General features: G+C 38.8%; 19 protein-coding genes and 1 riboswitch. Of the genes, 14 read left to right on the top strand and 5 right to left on the bottom strand.

Features of this window, described 5'->3' with window-relative positions; translation table 11 throughout:
- Positions 1-269 precede the first annotated feature (269 nt).
- The 9 genes from PaeCFBP13512_RS18290 (at position 270) to PaeCFBP13512_RS18250 (ending at position 13,946) form a co-directional block, all read left to right on the top strand.
- A complete protein-coding gene (locus tag PaeCFBP13512_RS18290; RefSeq protein ID WP_161594309.1) occupies positions 270-3,695 on the top strand; it encodes a DUF5704 domain-containing protein in 3,426 nt (1,141 codons plus the stop codon).
- Positions 3,696-4,110: 415 nt separating this feature from the next.
- Positions 4,111-4,210: riboswitch (purine riboswitch) on the top strand.
- Positions 4,211-4,275: 65 nt separating this feature from the next.
- The gene (locus tag PaeCFBP13512_RS18285) at positions 4,276-5,739 is read left to right on the top strand and encodes an NAD(P)/FAD-dependent oxidoreductase (RefSeq protein WP_137225101.1); all 1,464 of its coding nucleotides are present in this window, start codon (positions 4,276-4,278) and stop codon (positions 5,737-5,739) included.
- A 167-nt stretch (positions 5,740-5,906) separates the two neighbouring features.
- Entirely contained in the window at positions 5,907-6,899 is a 993-nt protein-coding gene (locus tag PaeCFBP13512_RS18280) for a TRM11 family SAM-dependent methyltransferase (RefSeq protein WP_137225099.1), read from the top strand.
- Between the two features lie 146 nt (positions 6,900-7,045).
- Positions 7,046-8,740, top strand: coding sequence for a M3 family oligoendopeptidase (locus PaeCFBP13512_RS18275; protein WP_137225097.1), 1,695 nt, complete (start codon positions 7,046-7,048; stop codon positions 8,738-8,740).
- A gap of 256 nt (positions 8,741-8,996) precedes the next feature.
- Positions 8,997-9,851 (top strand): Cof-type HAD-IIB family hydrolase, encoded by an 855-nt coding sequence (locus PaeCFBP13512_RS18270; protein WP_069328444.1) that lies wholly within the window; start codon positions 8,997-8,999, stop codon positions 9,849-9,851.
- A 128-nt stretch (positions 9,852-9,979) separates the two neighbouring features.
- On the top strand, positions 9,980-11,719 hold the full coding sequence (locus PaeCFBP13512_RS18265; RefSeq protein ID WP_137225096.1) for a glycoside hydrolase family 2 protein: 1,740 nt from the start codon (positions 9,980-9,982) through the stop codon (positions 11,717-11,719).
- A gap of 35 nt (positions 11,720-11,754) precedes the next feature.
- The gene (gene yqeK, locus PaeCFBP13512_RS18260; protein ID WP_137225095.1) at positions 11,755-12,915 is read left to right on the top strand and encodes a bis(5'-nucleosyl)-tetraphosphatase (symmetrical) YqeK; all 1,161 of its coding nucleotides are present in this window, start codon (positions 11,755-11,757) and stop codon (positions 12,913-12,915) included.
- Positions 12,916-12,962: 47 nt separating this feature from the next.
- A complete protein-coding gene (locus tag PaeCFBP13512_RS18255) occupies positions 12,963-13,469 on the top strand; it encodes an NUDIX domain-containing protein (protein WP_137225094.1) in 507 nt (168 codons plus the stop codon).
- Positions 13,470-13,520: 51 nt separating this feature from the next.
- Positions 13,521-13,946: a VanZ family protein gene (locus PaeCFBP13512_RS18250; RefSeq protein ID WP_137225093.1), complete on the top strand. Its 426-nt coding sequence runs from the start codon at positions 13,521-13,523 to the stop codon at positions 13,944-13,946.
- A gap of 80 nt (positions 13,947-14,026) precedes the next feature.
- Here the strand turns inward: PaeCFBP13512_RS18250 and PaeCFBP13512_RS18245 are convergent, their stop codons facing one another.
- Both PaeCFBP13512_RS18245 and PaeCFBP13512_RS18240 read right to left on the bottom strand, forming a co-directional pair.
- On the bottom strand, positions 14,027-15,340 hold the full coding sequence (locus PaeCFBP13512_RS18245) for an MFS transporter (protein WP_069328441.1): 1,314 nt from the start codon (positions 15,338-15,340) through the stop codon (positions 14,027-14,029).
- Between the two features lie 111 nt (positions 15,341-15,451).
- Positions 15,452-16,435 (bottom strand): FecCD family ABC transporter permease, encoded by a 984-nt coding sequence (locus PaeCFBP13512_RS18240; protein WP_137225092.1) that lies wholly within the window; start codon positions 16,433-16,435, stop codon positions 15,452-15,454.
- Between the two features lie 290 nt (positions 16,436-16,725).
- Between PaeCFBP13512_RS18240 and PaeCFBP13512_RS18235 the strand changes: the two genes are divergently transcribed.
- Positions 16,726-17,598, top strand: a complete 873-nt coding sequence (locus PaeCFBP13512_RS18235) for an aminoglycoside 6-adenylyltransferase (RefSeq protein ID WP_137225091.1) — start codon at positions 16,726-16,728, stop codon at positions 17,596-17,598.
- Positions 17,599-17,679: 81 nt separating this feature from the next.
- Here PaeCFBP13512_RS18235 and PaeCFBP13512_RS18230 read toward each other — a convergent pair whose 3' ends face one another.
- The 3 genes from PaeCFBP13512_RS18230 to PaeCFBP13512_RS18220 all read right to left on the bottom strand — a co-directional run bounded on the left by PaeCFBP13512_RS18230 (position 17,680) and on the right by PaeCFBP13512_RS18220 (position 20,669).
- Positions 17,680-18,738, bottom strand: coding sequence for a S66 family peptidase (locus tag PaeCFBP13512_RS18230; protein ID WP_137225090.1), 1,059 nt, complete (start codon positions 18,736-18,738; stop codon positions 17,680-17,682).
- A gap of 70 nt (positions 18,739-18,808) precedes the next feature.
- The gene (locus PaeCFBP13512_RS18225; protein WP_069328437.1) at positions 18,809-19,783 is read right to left on the bottom strand and encodes an aldo/keto reductase; all 975 of its coding nucleotides are present in this window, start codon (positions 19,781-19,783) and stop codon (positions 18,809-18,811) included.
- Positions 19,784-19,892: 109 nt separating this feature from the next.
- A complete protein-coding gene (locus tag PaeCFBP13512_RS18220) occupies positions 19,893-20,669 on the bottom strand; it encodes an ABC transporter ATP-binding protein (RefSeq protein WP_137225088.1) in 777 nt (258 codons plus the stop codon).
- Positions 20,670-20,755: 86 nt separating this feature from the next.
- Here PaeCFBP13512_RS18220 and PaeCFBP13512_RS18215 point away from each other — a divergent pair, with 86 nt between their 5' ends.
- From PaeCFBP13512_RS18215 to PaeCFBP13512_RS18200, 4 genes are read left to right on the top strand one after another with little or no spacing between them, the layout of a single operon-like run.
- Positions 20,756-21,709, top strand: a complete 954-nt coding sequence (locus PaeCFBP13512_RS18215; RefSeq protein WP_137225086.1) for an ADP-ribosylglycohydrolase family protein — start codon at positions 20,756-20,758, stop codon at positions 21,707-21,709.
- The gene (locus PaeCFBP13512_RS18210; RefSeq protein ID WP_137225084.1) at positions 21,709-22,437 is read left to right on the top strand and encodes a DUF1361 domain-containing protein; all 729 of its coding nucleotides are present in this window, start codon (positions 21,709-21,711) and stop codon (positions 22,435-22,437) included. The genes PaeCFBP13512_RS18215 and PaeCFBP13512_RS18210 overlap by 1 nt, the downstream gene beginning before the upstream one ends.
- A 39-nt stretch (positions 22,438-22,476) precedes the next feature.
- Complete coding sequence (locus tag PaeCFBP13512_RS18205) at positions 22,477-24,192, top strand: sensor histidine kinase (protein WP_342671991.1); 1,716 nt, start codon at positions 22,477-22,479, stop codon at positions 24,190-24,192.
- Positions 24,193-24,202: 10 nt separating this feature from the next.
- Entirely contained in the window at positions 24,203-25,807 is a 1,605-nt protein-coding gene (locus tag PaeCFBP13512_RS18200) for a response regulator (protein ID WP_069328432.1), read from the top strand.
- Positions 25,808-25,888 lie beyond the last annotated feature (81 nt).

The raw sequence follows: 25,888 nt of genomic DNA, 5'->3' as shown, positions 1-25,888 counted from the left end.
CAATACGGCTATCAAACTTTACCAGTATTTGAACCTCAAAATATATTTAAAAAATATATAAATAGTAAAGATGGGATGAATGTATGGATGCAAAATACTATAAGCACGGACTATCCGAGTAATACTTATATCACTGATGATGGCTCTAGATTTTCTATTAAATAGATTAAGGTGACTAAATAATGAAATATAAAATTAGCATAGTATATTTACTAGTAATATTATGTAATTCAATATTAGGGTGTTCTTTTGTATATTCCAAAGATAATATGAATGAAATTACTATAACACCAGCAGGTCCAACAAAAATCCAAACATTAAAAACTCCTTTAATTGGAGAATCGTCCCCTACTCCAAAAGTTATTTGGATTCAGACTGACACAGATTTATGGACGGCATCAAGAAATGATGGGCAAGATAATTATAAAACTGGAACAGAAGGAAAAGGACAGAACGCCAGACCAAAAGACTTTGTAGTTAAAGACAAAATAACAGTAGAAAAATATCCACCTATAAGCATGCAAGATGCTCAGGGTAATCCATATGATCAGAAATATATTTCTGATTTAGGATTTCAACATATTGAATTTACTAACGCTATGAGTTATGACTCTGTAGGCGATGTAAGTTACGAAAAAGGTGATATTTTTGCGATTATTTATACAAAAACGGGAAATTCATATACTCCAGATTTAGTAAAGGAGTATTCAAAGCGACAAGATGGTGATCCAAAACTATGGGTAGAGTATTATACACCTCTTAAAATCAACTACACAGGACATGTCATTGAAAAGAAAGAAATTCAAGTCAAATCGGATGCAACATTGCAAATTGACGATACCGAACAATTAACTGCTGAAGTACGTACGAAAGCTTATAACGAGCAAGAATTTACGGATAACTGGATTGATGTCACACATCGAGATCAGACGAAATGGGAATCGTCTGATCCTGCGATTGCAAGTGTGGATCCTGCTACAGGAGAAGTAACTGCCCATGCTACAGGAACAGCGCAGATTACAGCATATTGGTCAAAAGATCCGTGGAGTCTCAAAGATAGTGCTACTATCACTGTAGGTGCAGCCGAAGAGCCACCGACAACAGGTCCTTCAGCAATATGTACGATTCCTCAAGCAGGTCAGCAATTAACTGGAAAATACATGGATCCAATGGTATCCGCGATCATCAAAGCCGATCGACGAGGAAGCGAAATGTTCGATGTCGCTCAAGGGATTCCGACCTCGGAAAGTCTATATGGTAATGTATTTGCATTGAATTATCTTTCTCAACATACCTTTACAGAATATATAGGGGAATGTACATATCGAATATCGGTTAAACGAACGTACAAATTAAAATGGGATGATGGAGAGAAGAAAGATACCAAAACAGTTAATTATTCTTTTGATATTCAGCGACCGTATGCATTTTGGAAAATCGATCAATTGGGAGTATACGGAATTAAGCAAGCTACGCTGAATAACTATGCGTTTGCAGATAATAAGATTATAATTTCTCCTAACAACTATATACCGCCATCTTATTCTGTTTTAACTACAGGTACCTATTATGCTCCTAAGAATCCTGGTAATCAGAATGGAGGTACCAAAAACTTAACGAAAAGTGGAAGTAGCCGTCCTAGCATTCCAGATGAAAGCAGCGATATGAAAAGAAAAGCTGAAAATGCTGTAGATGATGTAGAAGTAGAAAATGATAATCTGAAGTTTAACAATGAAATCATTATGGATAGTACACGAACGATCAAAAAAGGGCCAACGCCTAAAGCGCTGCCTATGCCTACTATGATTGGCAAAGATACGCTTTATAGTGCTAACCATATGATTCCCAAAACCAAAACAAATCTAAAAAATGCACCAAGTACAGGTACGATCGAATATAATCTTTTACCGGGAAATATTGATGGCGGAGCTAACCAGACATTCCCGATTAATGGCATCAATACGGTTACTGTCCATACCCCTGTAGTCAATTATTCATTGGTGTCTGATGATCAGAAACATAATCAGACAACAGTACCTGATGCGTACAGTTCAGCGCTTATTTTGGATCGTCCTTTTTCAGTGCGTATTCCTACTGGTGGACAGCATGTGAATTATCCGGGTTATGGCAATCGAGACTATGCGAAGTATATACGTACAAAGCAGGTTCAATTTCCGTTTGACACTTATAATAAAGAGCAGACTACATTTATTCCTAAAAACACATGGGTAGATGTACCCGTTAATCAATTGGATACAACATTCTTTTTGCCAGTCTGGGTAGATGAAGGTAAATACGATGTTTTATTCCGTACGATTGCTGAAAATGCACCATCTTCGTTTACCGTACAGCACAATGCCAATGTAACATTAGATAACCATGTAGCTGTCGAAAGTGTACCAGTAGAAGTGATCGGTCGTGTCTATGATTTTCATATTACTGATATTGCAGATTACAACTGGCAGATCGTATTCCATCCGTGGCAAAATCTAGCTGTACCTGATGGAACATCGTATTGGGTAGGGGAAAATGGTATTGATGGAGCACCTCGTGGAAATACAGCGCCTTATGTACTACCAGTACGTCAGGGAAGTCATCCCTTTTACAGAAATCTAGCAGTCAAAACAGGATATCACTTTAAATTTGATTTGAAAACAAAAGGGAATATGTTCAGTTCAAAAGATGGCATTCGAATTACACCTACATTTCGTTATGTACCACGGCAAGGTGGCACTCCTTTTCCAGTTGATGTGTATTATTCAACAGCGACAGAGAATTTGATTAAAATAGGATCGCCTCAAGATACGGTACAGCGGTATACCATTTTGAATGATCCAACACGTCATGTACCTGAAGAAGAATTGAAAAATACGGCTTTGTATATGTATGATCTTCTTTTACAAGAACAAGCACTGCCGTCTAAAATACCAAATAAAGTGGCTCATTCTCAACCGTCTACATCATTGACTTCATTTTGGAATACAGCATGGGAACGTGCAGTATCGTCCATCTGGCAAGATCTTACCGGACTCTCATGGGAAACGGTAGCGATTCAAGATGAACAATCACCTTTGTCGGTCATACCTGTTACTCCGACTAATCCAGAAGAAGCGATTGCAATGTTCAGCAAAGCCAGTCATACGCGCAAAGTCAATATCGGTAACTTTACTCATCTATTATTGACTCAGCCATTACGTACATTAATCGGTCCACAACAACATTTACCTCAAGGAAATAATACAATGCGTTCTTTGGCTGCTATACAAAAGTGGTATGGAGAATATAGCTTGCCGTCAGATGTATATGTAGTCAAACAAGGGACATCTTTGCAAGACGTTACCGGTTCTACAAATACCAATCGACAACAATCTGCTGAACAAAGTACAGATAGTACCAACAAAAATAATCCAGTAAATAACAGTGCCAAAGGATTAGATGAACATTCGTCTGTCTTTTTAACCGATGGCTATATTGTGGTTAACTTTGATATTGAAACGATCCAACAAGGAGATACCGATCATCCTCATCTACAATATATCCATGCACCACTTATGAACCAATGGCAATTGGAAGGATTTCAAAAGCAATTTAATGATCCTTGGGGATATGATTTTCAACTCAACGATGGAGATGTACTTTTCTATCATACAAATAAAGGCAGTCGTAATGATTTTCAATCGTCAGTTACGCATTAAAATATAAATCTATAGCAAATGATAGATGATAAACCATCAACTAAATGCAGAAGTCTAAAGGAAAAATGAAGAACGACAATCAAAAGAGGGAAAATAAAAAAAATGACGAAAGATCGCAGATTTTATAATAAGTAATGTTCGTTAATTAGCGATAAATATACTTTTATTAAAAAATAATAAACATATAAAATCAATTTATACGAACTATTATTCAAATTAACACTTGACCGTTCGCTTATTTTTTTGTAAGATACCACTGTAGCCAATAGAAATGTATAGGTGCTACAGTGGTATTTTTACGCAATGATCTTAATCAGTACTTAGTATGAATACATCTTACTCGTACAATAAGAATAGAAGTTACAGCGTAAATGATTGGATGGTACTAAATGGCTTGTTGATCCTACATTTTAATGATTTTGATATCTAATATATTCGTATATCCCCGAAAATAAGGTTTGGGGGTTTCTACAAGGGACCATAAATTCCTGACTACGAATAGTGTGCTTTGGCATATCTATTCAACAGTCAGGATTTTTTTTGTGCGTTCACCCCATATTACTCAACTCAGGAGGACATTATGAACCATTATGATTGTATTGTTGTAGGCGCAGGACCAGCAGGGATTTTTGCATGTTATGAATTGACTCGTCAAGCACCCGATTGGAAAGTATTGTTGATCGATAAAGGACATGATATTCATCGTCGCAGTTGTCCGATTATGGAAGAGAAGATTCAATTATGTCCACCTCCCGCAGGTAAAAAAGATTATGCTGGCTGTCTACCCGCTTGTTCAGTAACCGCAGGTTTCGGTGGAGCAGGCGCATATAGCGATGGTAAATTCAATATTACTACTGAATTTGGAGGATGGTTAACCGATTATCTTTCCCCTTCGAAAGTAATGGAATTGATTCGTTATGTGGATGATATCAATCTAGAACATGGAGCTACTCGTAATATTACCGACCCTACAACAGATACTATTAGTGATATTGAGCAACGTGGATATGCTTCAGGTTTGAAATTGCTTCGTGCCGAAGTTCGTCATTTGGGAACCGAGCAGAACTTGGAAATTTTAAAATCTATCTATAGTTATTTAACTTCACGCATTGATATGGTATTCAAAGCAGAAGTAGAAGATATTATCACGACCAAAATCGAAGGTAAACACCGCATCACAGGTATCACTACCAAAAAAGGAGAGACCTATGAAGCACCGATGGTGATGATTGCTCCCGGACGTGATGGTTCTGCATGGTTAACCGACATTTTGAAAAAACGTCGCCTAAAAATGTACAATAATCAGGTGGATGTAGGTGTGAGAGTTGAAACGTCTGATGTGGTGATGCGTCAGATCAATGAACATTTATATGAAGGTAAATTTATTTTCAATACTTCAGTTGGGACAAGAGTAAGAACATTCTGTAGTAATCCTTCCGGTCATGTGGTCGTTGAGAATCATAGTGGTGTGATGGCGGCAAATGGTCACTCATTTAAAGATCCGGTACTTGGTTCTGCGAATACGAACTTTGCTCTACTGGTATCGCACAAATTTACAGAGCCATTTGATAAACCCAATGAATATGCTCGTGAAATCTGCCGTCGTGCTAATGATCTATCTAGTGGTGGAGTGATTGTACAGAAGTATGGTGATATTCTTCGTGGTCGTCGTTCGACTAGAGAACGGATCAATGAAGGATTCCTTGAACCTACACTTAAAGAAGCGGTTCCCGGCGATCTAGGATTGGTCTTACCTTATAACACAATGAAAAGCTTGATCGAAATGGTAGAAGCGTTAGAAGGTGTAACACCGGGTATTGCTTCTGAACACACATTATTCTACGGTGTAGAAGCTAAATTCTATTCTGCTCGTCCAAAGTTAGATGAACATTTAGAAACTGAAATTGATGGTCTATATTGTGGTGGTGATGGTGCAGGGGTAACCCGTGGACTAGCACAAGCAGGGGCGGCAGGAGTATGGATTGCTCGTAATATGGTTAGCAAAGCAGGAGCAACCACAAAAGTACCTGCTACTGTAGTATAAATAAAATAAATGTGGCGGTATGATCATCTTATTCTATAGATATATAGATGCGGATAGATTCATGACAAGAGATCAGATCACTTTTGATAAGTGCATCTGATCTTTTTTTAATTCATTATACTTTGATATAATCAATAGAAGTTGAACAACGAAAAGAGGTTAATATCGTGCTACATCCATCACCATCTTCATCTGATACACCGGATGAATCGAATCCAGAACATGCCGCTTCCTATATCTATACTTATGCTTGTCATGAAGATGAGTATGAGCTATGTCAGTTAGAATTACGTTCGTTATTTACCTATAGAACATCGGAATCCACATTGTATGACCGTTATCTTGAAACGAACATGGCTATATCTCCCAATCGTAGCCCTTTTATCCACTATCGGATAGCTGTGCAATATGAAGCTAACACATTAGAACAATTGGAAATGATAGTACAGAGCATCCAATTACAAGAGCAGACGTTCAAATTAATGTGCCTTGATGCAGAACAGTTATTTACCTATGATGAAAAACGTTCGATAGAACGCCAAATAGGCATGAATATTCGCGGCAAAGCTCAAATGAAAAATCCGCAAATCATGCTAGGGATTACATTTGCCAATCATCGCTGGGTTGTAGGAACATGTATAGCTTCTGAACCTGTTTGGCTTCATCATAATGATAAACCCAAACATTACTCTACAGCACTTAGTACACGAGTCGCTAGAGCCGTCGTCAATATTGCTGTTCCACAACCTACAGGAATAACAATGATTGATCCTTGTTGTGGCATAGGAACGGTGTTGATCGAAGCTTTATCTATGGGTATAGACATTATAGGTTATGATCTTAATCCTTTAGCAGTGCAAGGAGCACGAGAAAATCTATCTTATTACGGTATGCCAGATATTGTGAAGATAGCAGATATGCGAGAATTAGAAGGACGCTATCATGCGTTAGTTTTGGATTTACCTTATAATTTGTGCTCTGTGCTAAGCAGTGAAGAACGATTAGATATGCTTGCCAGTAGCAAACGTCTAGGAGAGCGTATTCTTATTCTAGCGACAGAACCTATAGAAGATTCTATCGAAGCTGTAGGCTTACAAGTGATCGAAGTCTGCCATATTCGCAAAGGAAAATTTGTACGCTATCTATTTATTTGCCAATAACATCAAGTTCATATGAGACTATAGATGCAATTTTTACTATTTATTCGACCATTGGATAAAAAAACTATAAATTGTGTGTGAAATTTAGTAACATGTAAACAACCGGTATGTGCCGGGAGCTTACATACAGAGAGGATGTATACCCTATGAAATTTAGTGAATTTCCTTACGAACGCCCGAATTTGGATGCGGTTAAAGTTACATTTGATGAATTGTTAAGTCAATTTGTAAATGCAACTACATTTCAAGAGCAGGATCGTGCGATGGCTGAAATTAACAAGTTGTTCAATACGTATTCAACTCAAGCCCAACTTGTCTATATTCGCCATTCTATTAATACGAATGATGAATTCTACAAAGCAGAGCAAGATTACATGGATGAAATCGATCCTCTGTTTCAAGAGTACATAGACACGTATTATAAGGCACTGGTTACTTCTGCGTTTCGTACCGAATTAGAGCAAAAATGGGGTAGCCACCTATTCGCATTAGCTGAAATGAAACTTAAAACATTCCATCCGGATATTATTGCAGATTTGCAACAAGAAAATAAGTTAACGACTGCTTATGCTCAATTGATTGCATCAGCTAAAATTCCGTTTGAAGGGGAAGAACGTACTCTTTCTCAATTAGCACCGTTTGGTCTATCCAAAGATCGTGATATGAGACAACGTGCAGGCGAAGCTCGTTATGGATTCCTTGCTGAACAAGGCGAAGAATTGGATCGTATTTATGATGAGTTAGTTAAGATTCGTACAACGATTGCTCACAAGCTAGGATACAAAACATTTACAGCATTAGGATATGCACGTATGGGACGTACCGATTATGGTCCTGAACAAGTAGCTAATTTCCGCAAACAAGTTCAAGAGTATATTGTCCCAGCAGCAGCGCGTTTGAAAGAACGTCAACGTGAGCGTTTGGGATTAGAGCGCTTGTCTTATTTTGATCAAGAGTACTCTTTCCCTACAGGCAATCCGACGCCTAAAGGTGATCCTGAATTTATTATCCAAAACGGTGCACAGATGTATAAAGAATTGTCGCCAGAAATTAATGAATTCTATGAATTTATGATGGAACATGAATTGATGGATTTGTTAAGTAAAAAAGGTAAAATGGGTGGCGGTTATTGTACCTTTATTAATGACCACCAAAGTCCATTTATTTTTGCTAACTTTAATGGAACATCCGGCGATATTGATGTATTAACCCATGAAGTAGGGCATGCTTTCCAAGTCTATGAAAGCCGTCATTTTGAAGTGCCTGAATACACATGGCCGACCTCAGAAGCGGCAGAAATTCATTCGATGAGTATGGAGTTCTTTACATGGCCATGGATGGAATTGTTCTTCAAAGAAGATACAGAGAAATACAAATTCGATCATTTATCCAGCGGGTTAATCTTTATTCCTTATGGAGTCGCTGTCGATGAATTCCAACATATTATTTATGAAAATCCAGACTTCACACCAGCAGAGCGCAAAGCGGCTTGGAAATCGGTAGAAGAGAAGTACCTACCATTCTGGGATCAAAGCGATAATCTATATCTGCAAAGTGGAGCTTACTGGCAAAAACAAGGTCATATTTATGAATCGCCATTCTATTATATTGACTATACACTGGCTCAAATCTGTGCTTTCCAATTCTGGAAACGGATGAATGAAGATCAGAAGCCAGCATGGGATGATTATCTTCAATTATGTCGTGCAGGTGGAAGCAAACCATTTACAGAGCTTGTGAAAGTAGGCGGGTTGACGTCTCCATTTGAAGACGGTTGTGTAGCTTCAGTGATTGGTAATATTGAAGATTGGTTGAATAAAGTAGACGATAAGAAATTGTAAATTCTACTAACCAAGCGATAAGATTTTCATATCAATAAATGTATATATGTACAAAAAGGCTGACTGCGATCTTTGATCCATGTCAGTCTTTTTTTGCATTTAACAAATCAACAGCACAAAATGATACTGTGGCTAACAATTGACTTGTAAGATGGATAACGTAACGTGATTGCTTGGCGAATATTCTTTTGATGCGATGAATGTGCATCTATATTAACCGATGCTTTACATATTTTATATATTGAGGGGGCTAACGATGTCTATCGATCAGTCTATGCATATGCCTATTCGTTGGATCGTATCAGATGTAGATGGCACTTTACTAGATACACACCAACAGATATCTCCTTATATTCAGCAACGTATTCGTACATTTACAGAACGTGGAGGATACTTTACTTTAGCTACAGGTCGATCACTAATGAGCGTACAACCGTTTATAGAATTATTGCATCTAACCAATCCTCTGATTCTATATAATGGAGCCAAGATCTATGATCCGCTACAAGCTTGCTTTCTTGAAGAGCAATTTGTCTCTAAATCGCATGTACAGTGGATATTTAATCACTACTATAGTATTCGTCAGCCCTTTGATCTGGACTTGCTTGTATTTCATCAGGAACAGATTTACTGCACACGAATTACGCCTAGAATCCAATGTTGGATTGATAAAGAGCAAGTGGAAGTACAAGTGATTACTTTGATGGGATTAGAACATATTGCTGAACAAATTACTAAGATGATGTTACTGGGCGAGCCTGAATCGTTAACTCTTTTTCAGCAACAGATTGAATTTCTAAATACCGTTAAATCAGAACATGACATTTTAGAAATATTGCCTTTTGGGATAAACAAAGGAACAGCTTTACAACAATTAATTACAATGACAGGTAGTCAGCCTGATGAAGTGTTAGCTGTAGGGGATCATTTAAACGATGTAGAAATGATTAAGCTAGCAGGGCATGGTGTAGCGATGCAAAATGCACATTCAGATCTCAAACAAGTGGCCAATTGGATAACGGTAAAAACAAATAATGAAGAAGCATTGGTTGAAATTATTGATCATGTTGAACAGAGCTGGACTGAACAATATAATCCAGTAATTAGATAAAATGTGAAGCAAACCATCTTTTTGGCTATAGGCTAAAAGAATAGGTTTGCTTCTTTTTTGTGCTGGTTTCTGTATTTTTGTTATGCTAAGCTAATCGTACATTCGGATAGATCAAAGGAGAGTGCATTATGGATCGATTATTTCAAAATCATCGTATTCGGGCTAGACAATCACTGGAAGGCCTATGGGACTTTGGTAAAATGAGAGCGTTATTAATAGACGGATTAGCTGAAAATATAGATTATGATTACAAGCTTGCTGTGCCCGGTTGTTGGGAAATGCATCCTCAATTGTTGACTTATCGCGGACAAGGGATATATCGCAGATCGATTTATATCGACAATACAGCCCATGTTCGGCTGTTATTCAAAGGTGTGAGTCATACTGCTAAAGTCTATTGGGACGGACAACAAGTAGCTGAGCATTATAATGCTTATACAGCATTCGATACGACTATTATGAATGTAGAGCCGGGTGCTCATGAATTGTGTGTAGAAGTCGATAATTCATTTGGTCAACATTCTGCCCTTCATCTTCCTAATGATTACTATACATATGGAGGTATGATTCGTCCGGTCATAATGGAAATACTTCCGCTACAAAGTTGCTCCATTCAATGGGTTCAATTTACACCTATCAAAGAAGATTGGACAACAGATGAAGAAGGAAACTGGCAAGCAAATGTGCGGATAGCTCTACAGTCTCATGCAGATCATGATATTAAAGGGCACATCCAATTTGAATTATCACCTCTTCAGCAATCCACACTCTGGAAGCAAGAATTACCAGAAATCACGCTAAAAGCTGGACAATATTTGGAATTTACGCACACGTTCACATTTTCGAATATACAGTCATGGAGCTGTGAGCATCCTTATCTTTATGAATGGCAGACTTTATGGTATCAGCATCAGTCGAACATGATAGAACTTGTAGATGATTGGGTGGAACGGGTAGGATTTCGAACGATTAATACATATGAAGGGAAGTTGTTACTGAATCACCAACCTATTGTGTTAAAAGGGTTCAATCGTCATGAAGATCATCCGATGGTTGGTGCTTCTTTTCCTATCGCATTGATGGTACAAGATCTAGAACTAATGATTCATACAGGTGCAAATGCCGTTCGTACCAGTCATTATCCAAATGATGAACGTTTTCTTGATCTATGTGATGAATATGGAATACTGGTATGGGAAGAAAATCATGCTCGTGGATTGAGTATCGAAGATATGCGTCATTCGCAATTTATAGAGCAGTGTGAACAAGTAAATCGTGAAATGGTCACTCAACATTACAATCATCCATCGATTATCATATGGGCCATTCTAAATGAATGTGCAAGTGATCAAGAAGAAGGTCGAGTTCATTATCAACGTCAATTGGAACAGATTCGTAGCTTAGATCATAGTCGACCGCTTAGCTTTGCTTCTCATCATCGGAAAAATGAGATTTGTTTTGATCTAGCAGACATTGTATCTTTTAATCTCTATCCAGGTTGGTATGGGGATGAAGATCCCGGGGAATTATGCGATCTAGCACGCCAATGGGCAGATCAAGCAGGTGGAAAAGGTAAACCGATGATAATGAGTGAATTTGGAGCAGATGGATTTTATGGCTATCGTTCACCTAATTGTGTCAAAGGCACAGAAGAACGACAAGCAGATATTATTGAAAGTAATTTAAAAGCTTATACCGAGCGAGCATATATATCAGGGATGTTTATCTGGCAATTCTGCGATTGTCGTGTTACGGAAGAAGGCATCTGGCCGATGATGCGAGCACGTACACAAAACAATAAAGGAATCGTAGATGGTTATCGCCGTCCCAAACTTGCATATGAAGTGGTAACACGATATTTTAAATAAGAGATGAATGTGTTGGATGGAGAGTGGAAAAAGTAATGAACAATATAGCCCAGCAACTGTTAGCACAATATTTAGAACCTTATCATCCAGAACAATCTATACCTGATTATCTTGAATATACCTTTGACAAAAATCATCAACAAGATACATGGCAACACAGTCTGAATGTGGCAAAGCAAGCGGTAATGTTGGCAGAACGGTATGGAGCAGATCAACATACCGCTCAATATGCAGGGTACTTACATGATCTCAGTACACTATTGACTGATCATGAGAAAGTTATACTGGCAGAGCAACTAGAGATCGAAATATTAGCTGAAGAACGACAAGTTCCTTATGTATTGCATCAGAAATTATCCAGCTGGTTAGCCGCGGAATGGTTCGGTTTGGATGAGCCAGATCTGTTAAGTGCGATTACTTGTCATACGACACTGCAAGCTGAGCTTGGCACGATGGATAAAATTCTATTTGTAGCCGATAAATGCTCTTGGGCATCAGAAGATTCGGCTCCTTTTATTCATCAGATGAAATCTGCCGCAGAGCATTCTTTAGATGATGCGATTGTAGTGTATTTGGATTATATCTGGCAACAACGAGAGCAGATGGTACTTCATCCATGGCTCAAAGCAGCAAAAGCGGCTTTTGATATGAAGCAAACCGGGCAATTATTAAGTACATTACCAGCACTCTCACAACCTATTTCTTGGGGACCGGTTACAGCAAGATTTCAACCAATTACTTCGCTAGATGAAATAGATATTGCACAGATTAGTAACATATCGATTGTACCGATGGTAGGCGATCAAGTGGTGATCATGCAATTGGAAGATGGACGCTGGGAATTGCCAGGAGGAACATTGGAAGAAGGAGAACATTATGTAACTGCTCTTGAGCGTGAAGTTATGGAAGAAATGGGGGCAACCCTTATCGATTATTATGTTTTCGGCTATTTTCAATGTATCTCTTCTGCCGAGACTCCTTATCGATCGTATATTCCACATCCTTCTTTTATTCGTCTTACTGTCTATGGACAGGTACAGCTCAATCATCAACCACTTAATCCTCCAGATGGAGAACAGGTCTCTGTAGTAGATGTGGTGAGTATTGAAGAAGCAATTAAGCGCTTATCCGCTACCGGTAGACAAGACCTTGCTGACTTTTATCAGATAGGATATGACATCAGCTTGCGTTCGTGATGAATAGTAGATGATAAAATAATCTAATATTAGAAAGGTGGAAATGTATGCATATTCGTACAGTATGTCTTTGTTTGCTACAGCAAGACCAACGTTTTCTTTTTCAACGAATTGAAAACGTACATAAAAGTAAAACGATGTATCGCCCTGTAGGTGGAACGATGGAATATGGCGAAAACAGTCTAACAGCAGTAACGCGAGAAGTAAAAGAGGAGATCAATGTTGAGATCATTGAACCTATATTGCAGTATGTAATTGAGAATCATTTTAAGTTTACAGAGCAACATCAAGATTCAGGAGAAATTAAAGAAGTATTAGGACATGAGATCAATTTTATTTATAGTGCACAAGCAAAAGATCCTTTGATTTATCAGCAAGATATCGTATACGGAATAGAAAGTAATGAAGTAGCCTATGAAGCAGAATGGAAAACACTGACGGATCTGAAAGAAGACCTTAATGCTTTGGTTGTGCCTGAAGGATTATTAGAACTATTGCTACAAATGGATATAAAGAAAAAGGTCGGTTCTTCCTTATATCATCAGATTCATTGATCTACTATTAGAATCATATTTAAAGTGAGTACAAAGAAAGTGTAGGTCTGTATGATCAGAAAAGTGTCGTTTATTTTATTATGTATATACACGCCATTGTTGCTGTATTGGATGTTTTTCGGATTTGGAAGAGAGTATGACCCTCAATCAGCTTATCGGTATAATATCGTTCCTTTTCATACGATTACTGATTTTGCTTTGATGCGAGTAGGTGGGCGGATTGATCAGTGGATTAATTTATTCGGAAATATTGCTGTCTTTGTTCCATTTGGAGTATGTATTCCTTTGCTAAAGTCATATACTTGGCGGGCATTTATGATTCGCTTTGCATTAGGTATTCTCATTATCGAAATTGTACAGATGATCAGTAAACGTGGAACATTTGATATCGATGATCTGATTCTAAATTCGATCGGGGCAACGATAGGTTGGTGTCTATGGCGCTATATATCTACGTTTAGACAAAGATCATTATAAAGAAAAGCATCCTGCTTGATAACAGGATGCTTTTTTAATTCATAATATATAGTTTTGCAAAGTTGTCTATGATAGCCTATTTAGATAGAAACGGGTTGATTCCCTGTGTTCGTGGGCTTGCGGAACATAAAGTAATATAACAACGAAGAGATCGTATACAATACGCCTGTGATACTAAACGCAATCGCATAACCCCAATACGTTCCATAGCTAGTGACTAGATACGATTGTACAGGTCCCATACTTGCCCAACCTAACATAAATACGGTCTGCATTAATGAATTGGCGATACTGCGTCTTTTGTCAGACACACGATCTACCATGATAGAAGATTGCAAAGGATTTGCCGCATTCATCAGTGCTTGTCGGAACAAAAAGCTAATTGAAGCGATAATCAATACATTTGTAAATCCGGTTAACAATAAGAACGGTAACGATAGCAATTGAAACACAACCACCGCTCGTACTGGACCTATTCGTGCTGCCAACGAAGGGCCGAGTAACATCGATACAATCGTCATTAATTGTCCTAACGAAATCAATATACTCATTGAAGTTAACGAAACTGCGAATCGATTGGTGAAATACAAATTTAAGTAAGGCACGACTAACCCTGAACCTAATCCTGTTAATAACTGAGCGAGTAGAAAGCGACTGATAAATACAGTATCTGAATGAGCAGTCGATGGAACAGATTTAGTCGCAGTCGAGACTGCTATTGGTTCAGGTTCGGCTTGCTTGGTCTCTAGTATTTTAACTTCAAGTGGAGCAGGTGCCGCAGATGAAGCATTTTCCCGAATCATCGCCATCGGGATAAAAGCAGCTAAAGTCGCTATACTCCCCAGTAAAAGCACTAACTGTAGACTTAATATGTACGTGAGTCCTGTAAATTGTAGAATATCGGCAAGCACACCACCGCCTGTATTACCCAGTACCTGAGCTGCAAGTGTAAGACAAGCCAGATAGCTGAACATTCGTAGACGCTTGGATTTCTCTACATTTTCAGCCAAAAAAGGAATAGCCATGACTTGAAAAATAGAAGCAAATATTCCCGAACACACAGCTAAAACTAATAAACTTTGTTCATTCATCGCAAAAGATCTACCGATAAAAAATAGACCACTGGTCAAAGCACCCAGCACTAGTAACTTTTTACGGCTGAATCGATCGCCCATTAATCCGACAGGTATAAATAAAATAGCAGTAGCTAAGGATTGAATACTAATAATACGTCCGTTCATCACATCGGGGTAACCTAACCCTTGAATATACAAATTGTAGAGTACACTGAACATCCCTGTACCTATTTGATAAAATAAATTAGCCCAGAAAAATAACCGCACATTGTGCGGCCAACTACGTATTTCGTTCCAGATCGATATCAGTACACGCACGTCATATGCCTCCCCTGTTGGATGTATCCGCAATCAACCTTCGTAGTATAACAGTTTGTTGTTGATTTATAAAGGGAAAGAGCCGGATACATCCATACTTACAGTAGAAGCTTACGAATAACGAAGTAGATTTCTCTCAATTTCTTTGCTAATCTGATAAATTAAAAAAGGAGCACCGATAATAACGGTGATCGGCATCACCGCAATATCAAAAATCGGATCAATCGTATGCGATAAAATATCCAACCCAAGAATCAATACTGCGCCATAAATCGATGACCCTAGAATCAACCAGCGAATCGGCGGTTGATGAAAGAAAAAGCGCAATATGCTTGGAATAATAATGCCCACCAGTCCAAGCGGCCCAGCTAACATGGTCGATATGCCTGTCATCAGAATCACCATCAGCATACAAATGATCGTTGCCCAACTTAATGAAAAGAAACGAGTTGTTGCTGAGCGGGATGGTACACGTAGTGAAAGTAACCAACAGATTACTATTGCGCCTACAGTGACAGGTAACAGCACCCAGATGGTAAAGCGTGGGTCACCTAATATAGTAGGATTCACCAGATGATCGATATAATCAATAGTAGAATAAGAAGAATATATAATCATAGAGATCACTGTAATTAAGAAGACAGCTGCGATTCCGCCACTGATCTGGCGTAATGATTTTACTTTCCATGGAAGTAGATTGCCGATACTATAAGCTACGAATCCACCTATAGCTGCGCCTGCAATCGCCCAGACCATAATCATCCACTGACTTAGTGAAGGTAGAAAGATAATAATAATGCATAATGCTAGCGCTGTTCCTTGAGTCAAGCCCATAGTGGAAGGAGAAGTCATTGTGTTACGCGAAATATACTGCATGACTGTGCCGGATACGGCTAGACAAGCTCCTACAAGAATACAGCCTAATGTACGAAAAAGTGATCCAGTTTGTGAATACATGTGTTCTCTGTTGATCATTACTGAAAAATAACATTCAATGATCACTAAAATAACTCCAATAATCAGTACCATCATCATATAATGAGGTACATGCTTAGGAGTTACAGAAGTAGTAGGAATCGCTGTCGAGCGAGACATAAAAAAATTCACTCCTTTATGAGATTGAGTATTTGTGCCAATCTAAAATTATGTAAGTGCTACATGATCCATCTGATAAAACGTCTATCTATAGATGCTATTTTGTAGAGTACCTTATCTATTATCGGAAAGAAGATTGTTATTTTTCACTGTTTGAGCAAAAATTTACATAATTGATGAAAATGAGCTATGAAATGCAAAGTAATACAGCTTTTATATGGTAAACTTTGTTAATATGAAAAAGAAGGATAAGGTGAAAGAGTTAATTTGCAGACAGGTGGGATAAAACAGTGAATACAATCAAATCACAAGAGCAAATTATAAATATGATCGTCACATGGGCAGAACAGACAACCAATATTCGTGCTGTTGTTTTGGCAGGTACACATGGTAATGATCAAGTTCATAGTAATCCGTTAGCAACTTATCATATTCAATGTATAGTGAATGAACTGAATACAATGATCTGGCAAGAAGAATGGTTGCATACATTCGGAGAACCGTTGACTACATTACAACATATTCGTCATCATTCCGTGACTGGAGCGGTTGCTTGTACCCAGAATGTATTGTATACCGATGGTATCGAAATCGAATTTCAAATCTATCCTGTGAGTGAATGGGAGAATCAGATCGACAATGAATCTGCTTTCACTACACCGATATACCAAGTATTGCTGGATAAAGATCATCGTATACAACATTCAATCGTGGTACTTAATCAACAGTCTGTACGTCTAAATAAACCTGCACGGCAAGAATATGAACAGATTCAGCATGAATTTTGGTGGTATTGTATGCAAACAGCCAAAAGCCTTTTGCAACAAGAATTGCTTGTCGCTAAATATCAGTTGGATCATATTCTAAGAACTCGTTATCTTGAAAAAATGTTAGATTGGTATGCAGGTAGTCAGCATGAGTGGGATGTGATGTATCATCATGATCGGGCTGGATATCGACAACAGCTAGAACCTGAATTAGCGCAAGCATTAGCACAAACGTATGCAGGCAATCTGTTAGACGATAACTGGCAAAGCTTGCTTCAGATGACAAAGCTATTCCGTAATCTATCGGTATATGTAGCAGAAGTGACAGGATATGAATATGATCATGAGCAAGATCAGCGCATGATTCACTATTTGCATCAACTTCAAAACCAATAAGTTTCTATCTATATCATGAATCAATATAGAACACAAAAAGACTGCATCCCAAGATTACTGAGGACGCAGTCTTTTTGTTATTTAACGTAATGTTTGTTGAACTGTACCTGATCCATTAGATACTTGAATATGAGCACTAGCCCCATTAATTAACGTAAGTTGCGGAGGAATATGTCCAATATCTACATTATAGATCACAGGAATCTGTTGTTCTCCGAATACAGCTTGTAATGCATCTTGAAGTTCGAAATTTTTGACAGGTGTATAGCCAGCAGGTCTACCGATCAGCACACCACGTGTATATCGGAACCAACCCGCTTGATTCATTTGCCAAAGATGACGATAAATATCACCCGCATTCATTTCACAACTTTCCAGATACCAGATAAATCCTTCTTCTTGATCATAATGTTGGATAAAATCAGTCACAGGAGCCCATGGTGTACCGATCAGTGGAGTAAGCACATCCATACAACCACCTATCAATCGACCTGACAATTCAAGAGAAGATTCTGGTTGATCTTCTTGTCCGAGAATCTTCCATTCTGTAGGCGTATCCAGATTGAAATTAGGCTTCGAATAATCGCTATGCGTCTGATGATACGTAGAAGATGATTGCTCGACGCTTTGTCCTGATGCAGCAGATAAAAGATCCTGCCAGCGAATCGTTAGATTATCATCCGCTCCTGAAATATCAACCACTCCAGGTCCATGAGCTGATGCATATCCTGTCATCATCGTATACGTAAAGGTTAAAGTGCTAATATCTGAAAATCCTAGTATCCATGTAGGTGAGGCTTGACGAATCTTTTCCCAATTTAATAAGGGCAAAATATCCATTAGAAATTCGCCACCCCATGGAGGAATAATGGCTTTGATCTTATCATCAAGCAGGAATTGCTCTAACTCGGCTGCCCGTTTTTCTTTAGGTAAGCTTACACATTTATCATTGGTCCATACACTGCTACCGACACGTGTCTGATACCCTAGTTGATGCAGATACGCTGTAGACCGGTGTATTAAATGATGAATCTCTGGTTCTAACCCACTGGATGGAGCAATAATACCGATAAGATCGCCTGCCTGTAAAGGTGCAGGATAGATGATGTGCGAAGCATACAAATCTGAATGATGGGTCATAATGGTTTAACCTCCCGACGGTTCTGAATACGATGGTAGTTACACGAAATATAGAGTATGCCTATCTTCATTATATGCGATAACTAGCAAAAGGTTCTCCATTCTTGTTTGAACGGCTCATTTCATCTAATCGAGCATCGACTTCATCACTAATGACATAGTCTAAGCTATTCAGATTACTTTCCAATTGATCTGCATGTGTAGCGCCTACAATGACTGTAGCAACAGCAGGACGTTTAAGTAACCATGCTAAGGCAAGCGTTGTAGGTTCCGTGGAACGATTTTGTGCATACAGTCGTAATACTTCACCTAGATTGAGACGTTGGGTATTAAAAAAGCGCTGGAAAGAAGGATCTGTATCTGCACGCGAACCTGAAGGAGAAGGTTGCTTATCTGAATATTTACCAGTAAGAATACCACCAGCAAGAGGGAAATAAGGAATAATGCCTAACCCTTGATCCAGACATAAAGGAACCACTTCTTGCTCGGGTGTACGATCTGCTAAAGAGTATGAGGTCTGAAGCGATACATAGCGATTGAGATTGAATTGGTCACTGATACTTAATGCTTTCATCAATTCCCATGCCGCATAATTCGAAGCGCCGATATACCTTACTTTACCTGAGCGTACCATATCATCTAGTGTACGCAATGTTTCTTCTAATGGAGTATACGGATCGAACGTATGAATTTGATACAGATCTACATAATCGGTTTGCAACCGTTTGAGACTTTGATCCAATTCGCGTTCAAGATGATAGCGAGAAGAACCACGATCATTAGGACCTTCACCCATTGGAAGACCAGCTTTGGTCGTTAATACCACTTGTTGACGTTTACCACCTTGTAGACCTTGACCAATAATGCGTTCTGAAGCTGTGCCTGCATAGATATTAGCGGTATCAATAAAATTAATTCCCCGATCTATAGCAGTATGTAAAATACGAATCGATGTTTCTTGATCTGCACGTTTGCCAAAAGAATTGGTGCCTAGACCCAGTTCAGACACTTTTAATCCACTTTTTCCAAGGTTACGATAGTTCATAGGTATACTCCTTTATGTGATTTATTCTTAGATGTATCGATGTGGTGAGTAATCGAGCATGAAGTACAAATAAAGTCTGTAACCGTACCCTTGACGATTATTTCACTTATTATACCAAGCGAATAGAGTAGCGTTGTCCGGGTTCAGATCGTACATCTACAGGGGTATTGAAAAAAGAACTGAGTTGCTTGGATTCCACCATCGCTGTTGTATCACCTGAAGCAAATACCGCTCCATCACGAATCAATAATGTTTTGTTAAAGCAAGGCATGATTTCTTCGATATGATGCGTAACATAGAGTAATGTAGGCGCATGATCTTGCATCGCTATCGATTGTATCCGATGCAGTAATTGATCACGTGAAAAAATATCAAGCCCTGTACAAGGTTCATCCAAAATCAGCAATTCTGGCGACGCCATCAAAGCTCTAGCAATCAGAATACGTTGCCGCTCTCCTTGAGATAAGGTATCATAAGTGCGTCCTACTAGCCTTTCGGCATCCAATTGCTTCATAATAGATAAAGCTTGTGCATGATCTTGTTCTTCGATCTGATTGTAAATACCAATCGAAGCAAATTTGCCACTAAGCACAATGTTCTCTGCTTTCTCATGACCATGTAATCGTTGTTGCATCGATGTACTGACCCAGCCGATTTTTTTGCGATGTTCTCGCAGATCGACAGCACCAAATTGTTCATCAAGCACGTTAATACTACCTGTTGTCGGCCAAATGTAACCATTCACCATATTCAGTAATGTGGTTTTGCCCGAACCGTTGAGACCGAGTAAGCACCAATGTTCTCCGGGCTGTACTTGCCAGGAAATATCGTTGATAATCGTAGTCTGATCTCTTCGCCAGCTGGCGTGTTGTATATCAATAATCATATCGCTCACTCCTCATAAGTTTGGAAATTATTATAGCATTAAATGATTTATACATTGAAATTAATCAGAGAAGGAGACTACATAATATGTCATTTATAAACCATTCTAGTAAAGATGGAATCATCGGATTGTTAGTTGGAGACGCTGTAGGTGTCCCTTACGAATTTTTGGATCGTTCAATCATAGCTCGTCAGCCTGCTGTAGATATGATCGGTTATGGTACTCATCAACAACCAGCAGGGACGTGGTCAGACGATGGTGCATTGACGGTCGCATTATTAGTTAGTCTTGTTCACCATCCACAATTGGATACGATCGATTTGGGAAGACGTTTTATTCAGTGGTATCGTCAAGGGCTCTGGGGTGCACACTATGAAGTATTTGATATTGGGATTGCGACCCGAAAAGCCATTGCACTTATAGAAAAAGATCCGAACCATCCAGAACAAGCAGGAGGTCATGACGAGTATAGCAATGGGAATGGATCATTGATGCGTATTCTGCCTTTAATTTATAAATTAGTCGATCAAGATGCGAGTACACGTCTGGATTGGATTACACGGGTATCTTCTTTAACGCATCGTCATCCTGTATCTATTCTTGGGGGTATTATTTATGTCGAAATAGGTATCCAGTTGTTACAAGCTTCTTCACCGATGACGATCAAAGATGGCTATCAAAAGGCTTGTCAGATCATTAATAGTGAATATGCCGATTATCCAGAAATAGAACGGTATCAGCGCTTACTTAGTGGCTCGATCGATCAGTTTCCTATAGAAGAAATCTCTTCAAGCGGATATGTAGTGCACACATTAGAAGCCAGTATATGGGTACTTCTGCATACTTCAAATTATCGAGATGCGGTATTACAAGCAGTGAATCTAGGTGAAGATACCGATACAACAGCCGCTGTAGCAGGAGGACTAGCTGGAATACATTACGGTTATGATCAGATTCCTAGCGATTGGATCAAGCAATTGGCTCGATTGGAAGAAATGCTAGAGTACTGTGAACAATTTGACCAGCAAGGAGAATCATAATGAATCAGAATTACAATATCTGGGGTACCAAAGTATGGACAGGCAAAATGGTTATGTTGATCACGTTATTGATCGCTACAGGGTTTTGTGTAGCACTAGGTATTCATTTACGAGATTATACAGGGCGAGATATTTACCGTTATCTAAACTGGGACATTTTTCTAGGCTGGGTTCCGATTGGTCTAGCGTTGTGTATTGATGTATTGGTCAAGTTACGTCAGTCTTGGATCAAAAATATATTGGTGATTGGAGCAGGAATTGTCTGGTTATTGTTTTATCCTAATTCAGTATATCTGGTAACAGACACATTGCATCCGTTTGTTCATTTTGAAGTTCCATCAGGACAACGCTTTTTATTTCATTTGGAATTCTGGTATCATCTGTTTTTATTTTTTGTCGCGGCTATCTTAGGCTTGGGATTAGGTACGTATTCGTTGTCTTCCATACAGCAATTAGTCAGTGAACGCTATGGTGTTGTACGTTCATGGATATTTGCACATATCGTTCTAATTTTAAGCAGTATCGGTATCTATATTGGACGGTTTATTCGTTGGAATAGTTGGAATGCGATAACACATCCCAAGTTAATCTGGAAAGATGTGATAGACATTGTGACTGATCCGGTGCAATTACATTTTATGTTTGTTTTTACAGCAATGATCTGGGTGATTAGCCTGATCGGGTATTTTATGATGCGTGGCGGAATGTTTATGACAAGGCGAGGATGAAGCAGGATGTATCGATATAATTTATTTACTAAGATGGTCATGTTAATTGTAATAATGCTGATTCCTATTATGATTCTGTATATCTACTCTAACCGTACAACAACAGAAGTACTCAGTCGGGAACTGAATCAATCGAATATTAATCAATTGAACTTTTTTCAGACACAGGTTAATACCAACATCGAATTATTATCATCATGGCCGAATTTGTTAATTCATGATCCGGATATTGTGAGTTTTAACGATATTTATTTACAAAATGGATATCTAAATCTTGATGCGATCACATTGGTCAAGCGTATTCAAGGTAAATTAGCGATTCAAGAAAGTTCATCGAACTGGCGAAGTCATTTGTCGATCTATTCGCCAAGCCTGATGCGGTTAGTTACAGATAACGATATGAAAGACTATCGTATCAGTCAAGCTCAACGTTGGGCGAAGCCCGGCTGGCAAGTCACTTCATTACATGATAATAACAGAACCACATTCAATTTTTCATGGACAACCATTTCTCCGTATACTGCCAATACTCCAGATTTGCGAGATGCAAGTACCGTGATACGGGTGGAATTTGATAGTAGTAATATTCAAGATATGCTTGATAAATTCAAAAGTGATGGTCGACGTGATCCTTTTTACTATAATCCAGAACTGGGTGTCGTCTATAATCGTTCAGCTGATCATGTCTTAACAGATGAATTGATCAGTCATCTTAGAGAAAAGCCATTACAAGCTTTAGAAAGTCGCACGATTGAGATCGCGGATCAACAGTACATGGTGAATGCTGTTCGATCTGAAGTGACCGGTTGGTACATGGTAGACTATATTCCTCTGGACGATGTGTTACAGCCGATCCATAATTCGAATCGATTATTTTATTTGTCGATGATCGCTCTGTTATTAATGAGCTGTCTGGCTTCTTATCTTCTATACGCACAGGTACAGGTTCCCATTCGTCAGTTGATTGCTGGATTTGATCGGTTAAAGCAAGAAGATTATTCGGTACGTATACGACCGAAAGGTAGAAGTGAATTTGCGTATCTATCGATTCGCTTTAACTCAATGGTGGCACAGATTCAATCTCTATTTGAAAATGTGTATATGGAGAAAATTCATGTGCGTGAAGCGAGGCTGAAGCAGCTACAGTCACAGATTAATCCGCACTTTTTTTACAATTGCTTTTCATTTATTACCAGTATGGCGAAGCTGAATAACCAGCAAGCCGTTATTGCGATGTCCAAAAATTTGTCTCAATATTATCGATATACAACCCGTCAAGAACGTGATCTGGTTCCGATGACAGAAGAAATTGATTTTGTCCAAAATTATTTGGAAATTCAGCAGATGCGTATGTCCAGATTGAATTATAATATTCATTTGTCAGAAAATATCAAATACATTCTGATTCCACCGCTGATTGTACAACCACTTGTTGAAAATGCAGTGATTCATGGCATTGAGCGGTATTCGTCAGCAGGGTTAATCACTATTCATGGTTGGTGTGATGAAGAACAGTGGTTTTTGAGTGTAGAAGATGATGGAAAAGGAATGGAACCTGAAGCTTTAGCACATTTACAGCAGAGTTTATCCGAACCATTAGGCGAAGAAATGGGCTGTGGACTATGGAATGTACATCAACGATTAACATTGCGTTTTGGCGAGCAATCTGGGGTACATTTGTCACCATCTGAATTAGGTGGACTTAAAGTGACTCTCAGTTGGACGCAAAATAAAGGAACTAACATTCAGGAGTGAACCGTTAATTATGAACATTTTACTTGTCGATGATGAATCTTATGTTACAGAAAGCTTAGAACTCACGATTCCATGGACAGAATTAGGGATAGAAGACGTGTATCGTGCAGATTCAGTAGATCAAGCACTGACAACGTTGAAAAAATATGATATTGATATCGTAGTGACTGATATCCGTATGCCTGATCGGGATGGACTCGAGTTACTGGCTGAAATCGGAAATACATGGCCACATATTCGTACACTGGTGTTAACTGGTTATTCTGATTTTGAATATGCACAGAAAGCGATTCGTCTCAAAGCAGGCGATTATATTCTCAAGCCTGTTGATGATGATCCATTTATGGAAAGTATTCGTCGTGTAGTGAATGAGATTGAAGCGGAGTGGGGACAGACAGATAAATATAATCAGCTGGCTTATCAGCGTCAATCGGAGCTTGAGTTGTTGCGAGATGGTCTGCTAAATGATCTACTGCTTGGCAGAGAAGCTTCTGATCGTAGTATGTTATCTCGCTTAGAAACGTATGATATTCAGATTAAGCCAAATCATACAGCGCAGATGTTATTTGTTCCTCCAGGGTCATATACCCAAGATCAGACAGAAGAAGCAATTCGATTGTTAGAATATGCGATTGGGAATATTACAAATGAGATTCTAGGTGCGCATGGAGGAGTCTGGTTAGGGAGAGCACCACAAGGAGGTCTGGTGATCTTATGGCAGTATGATGCTCAGATCTACTCGGGTTATAAGCTACACATACGTGAACTAAGAGATAGCGTACATCGTTATTTGAAAACGAATTTGTCTTTCTGGGTCAGTGATCCCTTTGTATTTCCGGCAGAAATGTCATCGACCTATCGTCATATGATGCGTTTTGCTCATCTGGCTTATGCAGCAGCAGAGCAAGGCATTCATTTTATTCAAGAACAGCATCAACCGTTAGAGCGTCCATCTGCTATGAAATTTATGGAATCGCTCTACAAACCGCCAGCGCTTATTCATCTGTTAGAATCTGCACAATGGAATGCCGCTAAGCAAAAGGTCGATCAAGTGCTTGATACGATGGAGTCCTTACCCTTAACCCATGAACATTTGTATGAAGTCTATCTGGCAGTGAGTAATGCACTGGTGTATATGGCACATCATCATGGATACAAATTAGCAGCTTCGGATTCAGGAGGATTAGACCCTTTTTCAGCGCAACAGATTACAGGTTCACTGAGCAAGCTTCGTCTATGGTGCAATAGTGTGCTGACCCGGATTGAACTGCAAGGAACACCTTCAGCATTAGAACCAAGTCGTAGCCGTATTGTGAAGCAAGTGCAAGAAATGGTCGCTGAAAGTCTAGGGCAAGATGTATCCGTCAAAACGATTGCAGATCGTGTATTTCTTCATCCCGTGTATTTGTCTAAAATCTATAAAACAGAAACAGGTGAAGGACTGGGCGATTATATTATTCGGATTCGGATGGAAAAAGCATTATATATGCTCAAACACACCAATAGCAAAATTTATGAGATTACCGCAGCGTTAGGTTATCAAAACCCCCAATACTTTAGCAAATTGTTCAAAAAACATTACGGAATGACTCCAAATGAGTTCCGTGAAACATAAATGATTGCAAAAGGTGCAGGAATGTTATATTCGTGACATAGGCGATTGATGTTCTTGCACCTATACTTAAGAAGTAAGCAA

The organism is Paenibacillus sp. CFBP13512, assembly GCF_005233705.1.
GTDB lineage: Bacteria > Bacillota > Bacilli > Paenibacillales > Paenibacillaceae > Saccharibacillus > Saccharibacillus nuruki.
Note: the sequence above shows the minus strand (reverse complement) of the source record. Positions and strands in the feature narration are given on the sequence as shown.

Excerpts from the sequence above, each read along its gene's own strand:
- PaeCFBP13512_RS18225 (WP_069328437.1), bottom strand. The coding sequence starts at position 19,783 with ATGAACTATCGTAACCTTGGAAAAAGTGGATTAAAAGTGTCTGAACTG.
- PaeCFBP13512_RS18250 (WP_137225093.1), top strand. The coding sequence starts at position 13,521 with ATGATCAGAAAAGTGTCGTTTATTTTATTATGTATATACACGCCATTG.
- PaeCFBP13512_RS18205 (WP_342671991.1), top strand. The coding sequence starts at position 22,477 with ATGTTAATTGTAATAATGCTGATTCCTATTATGATTCTGTATATCTAC.
- PaeCFBP13512_RS18215 (WP_137225086.1), top strand. The coding sequence starts at position 20,756 with ATGTCATTTATAAACCATTCTAGTAAAGATGGAATCATCGGATTGTTA.
- PaeCFBP13512_RS18255 (WP_137225094.1), top strand. The coding sequence starts at position 12,963 with ATGCATATTCGTACAGTATGTCTTTGTTTGCTACAGCAAGACCAACGT.
- yqeK (WP_137225095.1), top strand. The coding sequence starts at position 11,755 with ATGAACAATATAGCCCAGCAACTGTTAGCACAATATTTAGAACCTTAT.
- PaeCFBP13512_RS18290 (WP_161594309.1), top strand. The coding sequence starts at position 270 with ATGAATGAAATTACTATAACACCAGCAGGTCCAACAAAAATCCAAACA.
- PaeCFBP13512_RS18285 (WP_137225101.1), top strand. The coding sequence starts at position 4,276 with ATGAACCATTATGATTGTATTGTTGTAGGCGCAGGACCAGCAGGGATT.
- PaeCFBP13512_RS18220 (WP_137225088.1), bottom strand. The coding sequence starts at position 20,669 with ATGATTATTGATATACAACACGCCAGCTGGCGAAGAGATCAGACTACG.
- PaeCFBP13512_RS18200 (WP_069328432.1), top strand. The coding sequence starts at position 24,203 with ATGAACATTTTACTTGTCGATGATGAATCTTATGTTACAGAAAGCTTA.
- PaeCFBP13512_RS18240 (WP_137225092.1), bottom strand. The coding sequence starts at position 16,435 with ATGTCTCGCTCGACAGCGATTCCTACTACTTCTGTAACTCCTAAGCAT.
- PaeCFBP13512_RS18230 (WP_137225090.1), bottom strand. The coding sequence starts at position 18,738 with ATGACCCATCATTCAGATTTGTATGCTTCGCACATCATCTATCCTGCA.
- PaeCFBP13512_RS18265 (WP_137225096.1), top strand. The coding sequence starts at position 9,980 with ATGGATCGATTATTTCAAAATCATCGTATTCGGGCTAGACAATCACTG.
- PaeCFBP13512_RS18210 (WP_137225084.1), top strand. The coding sequence starts at position 21,709 with ATGAATCAGAATTACAATATCTGGGGTACCAAAGTATGGACAGGCAAA.
- PaeCFBP13512_RS18270 (WP_069328444.1), top strand. The coding sequence starts at position 8,997 with ATGTCTATCGATCAGTCTATGCATATGCCTATTCGTTGGATCGTATCA.
- PaeCFBP13512_RS18275 (WP_137225097.1), top strand. The coding sequence starts at position 7,046 with ATGAAATTTAGTGAATTTCCTTACGAACGCCCGAATTTGGATGCGGTT.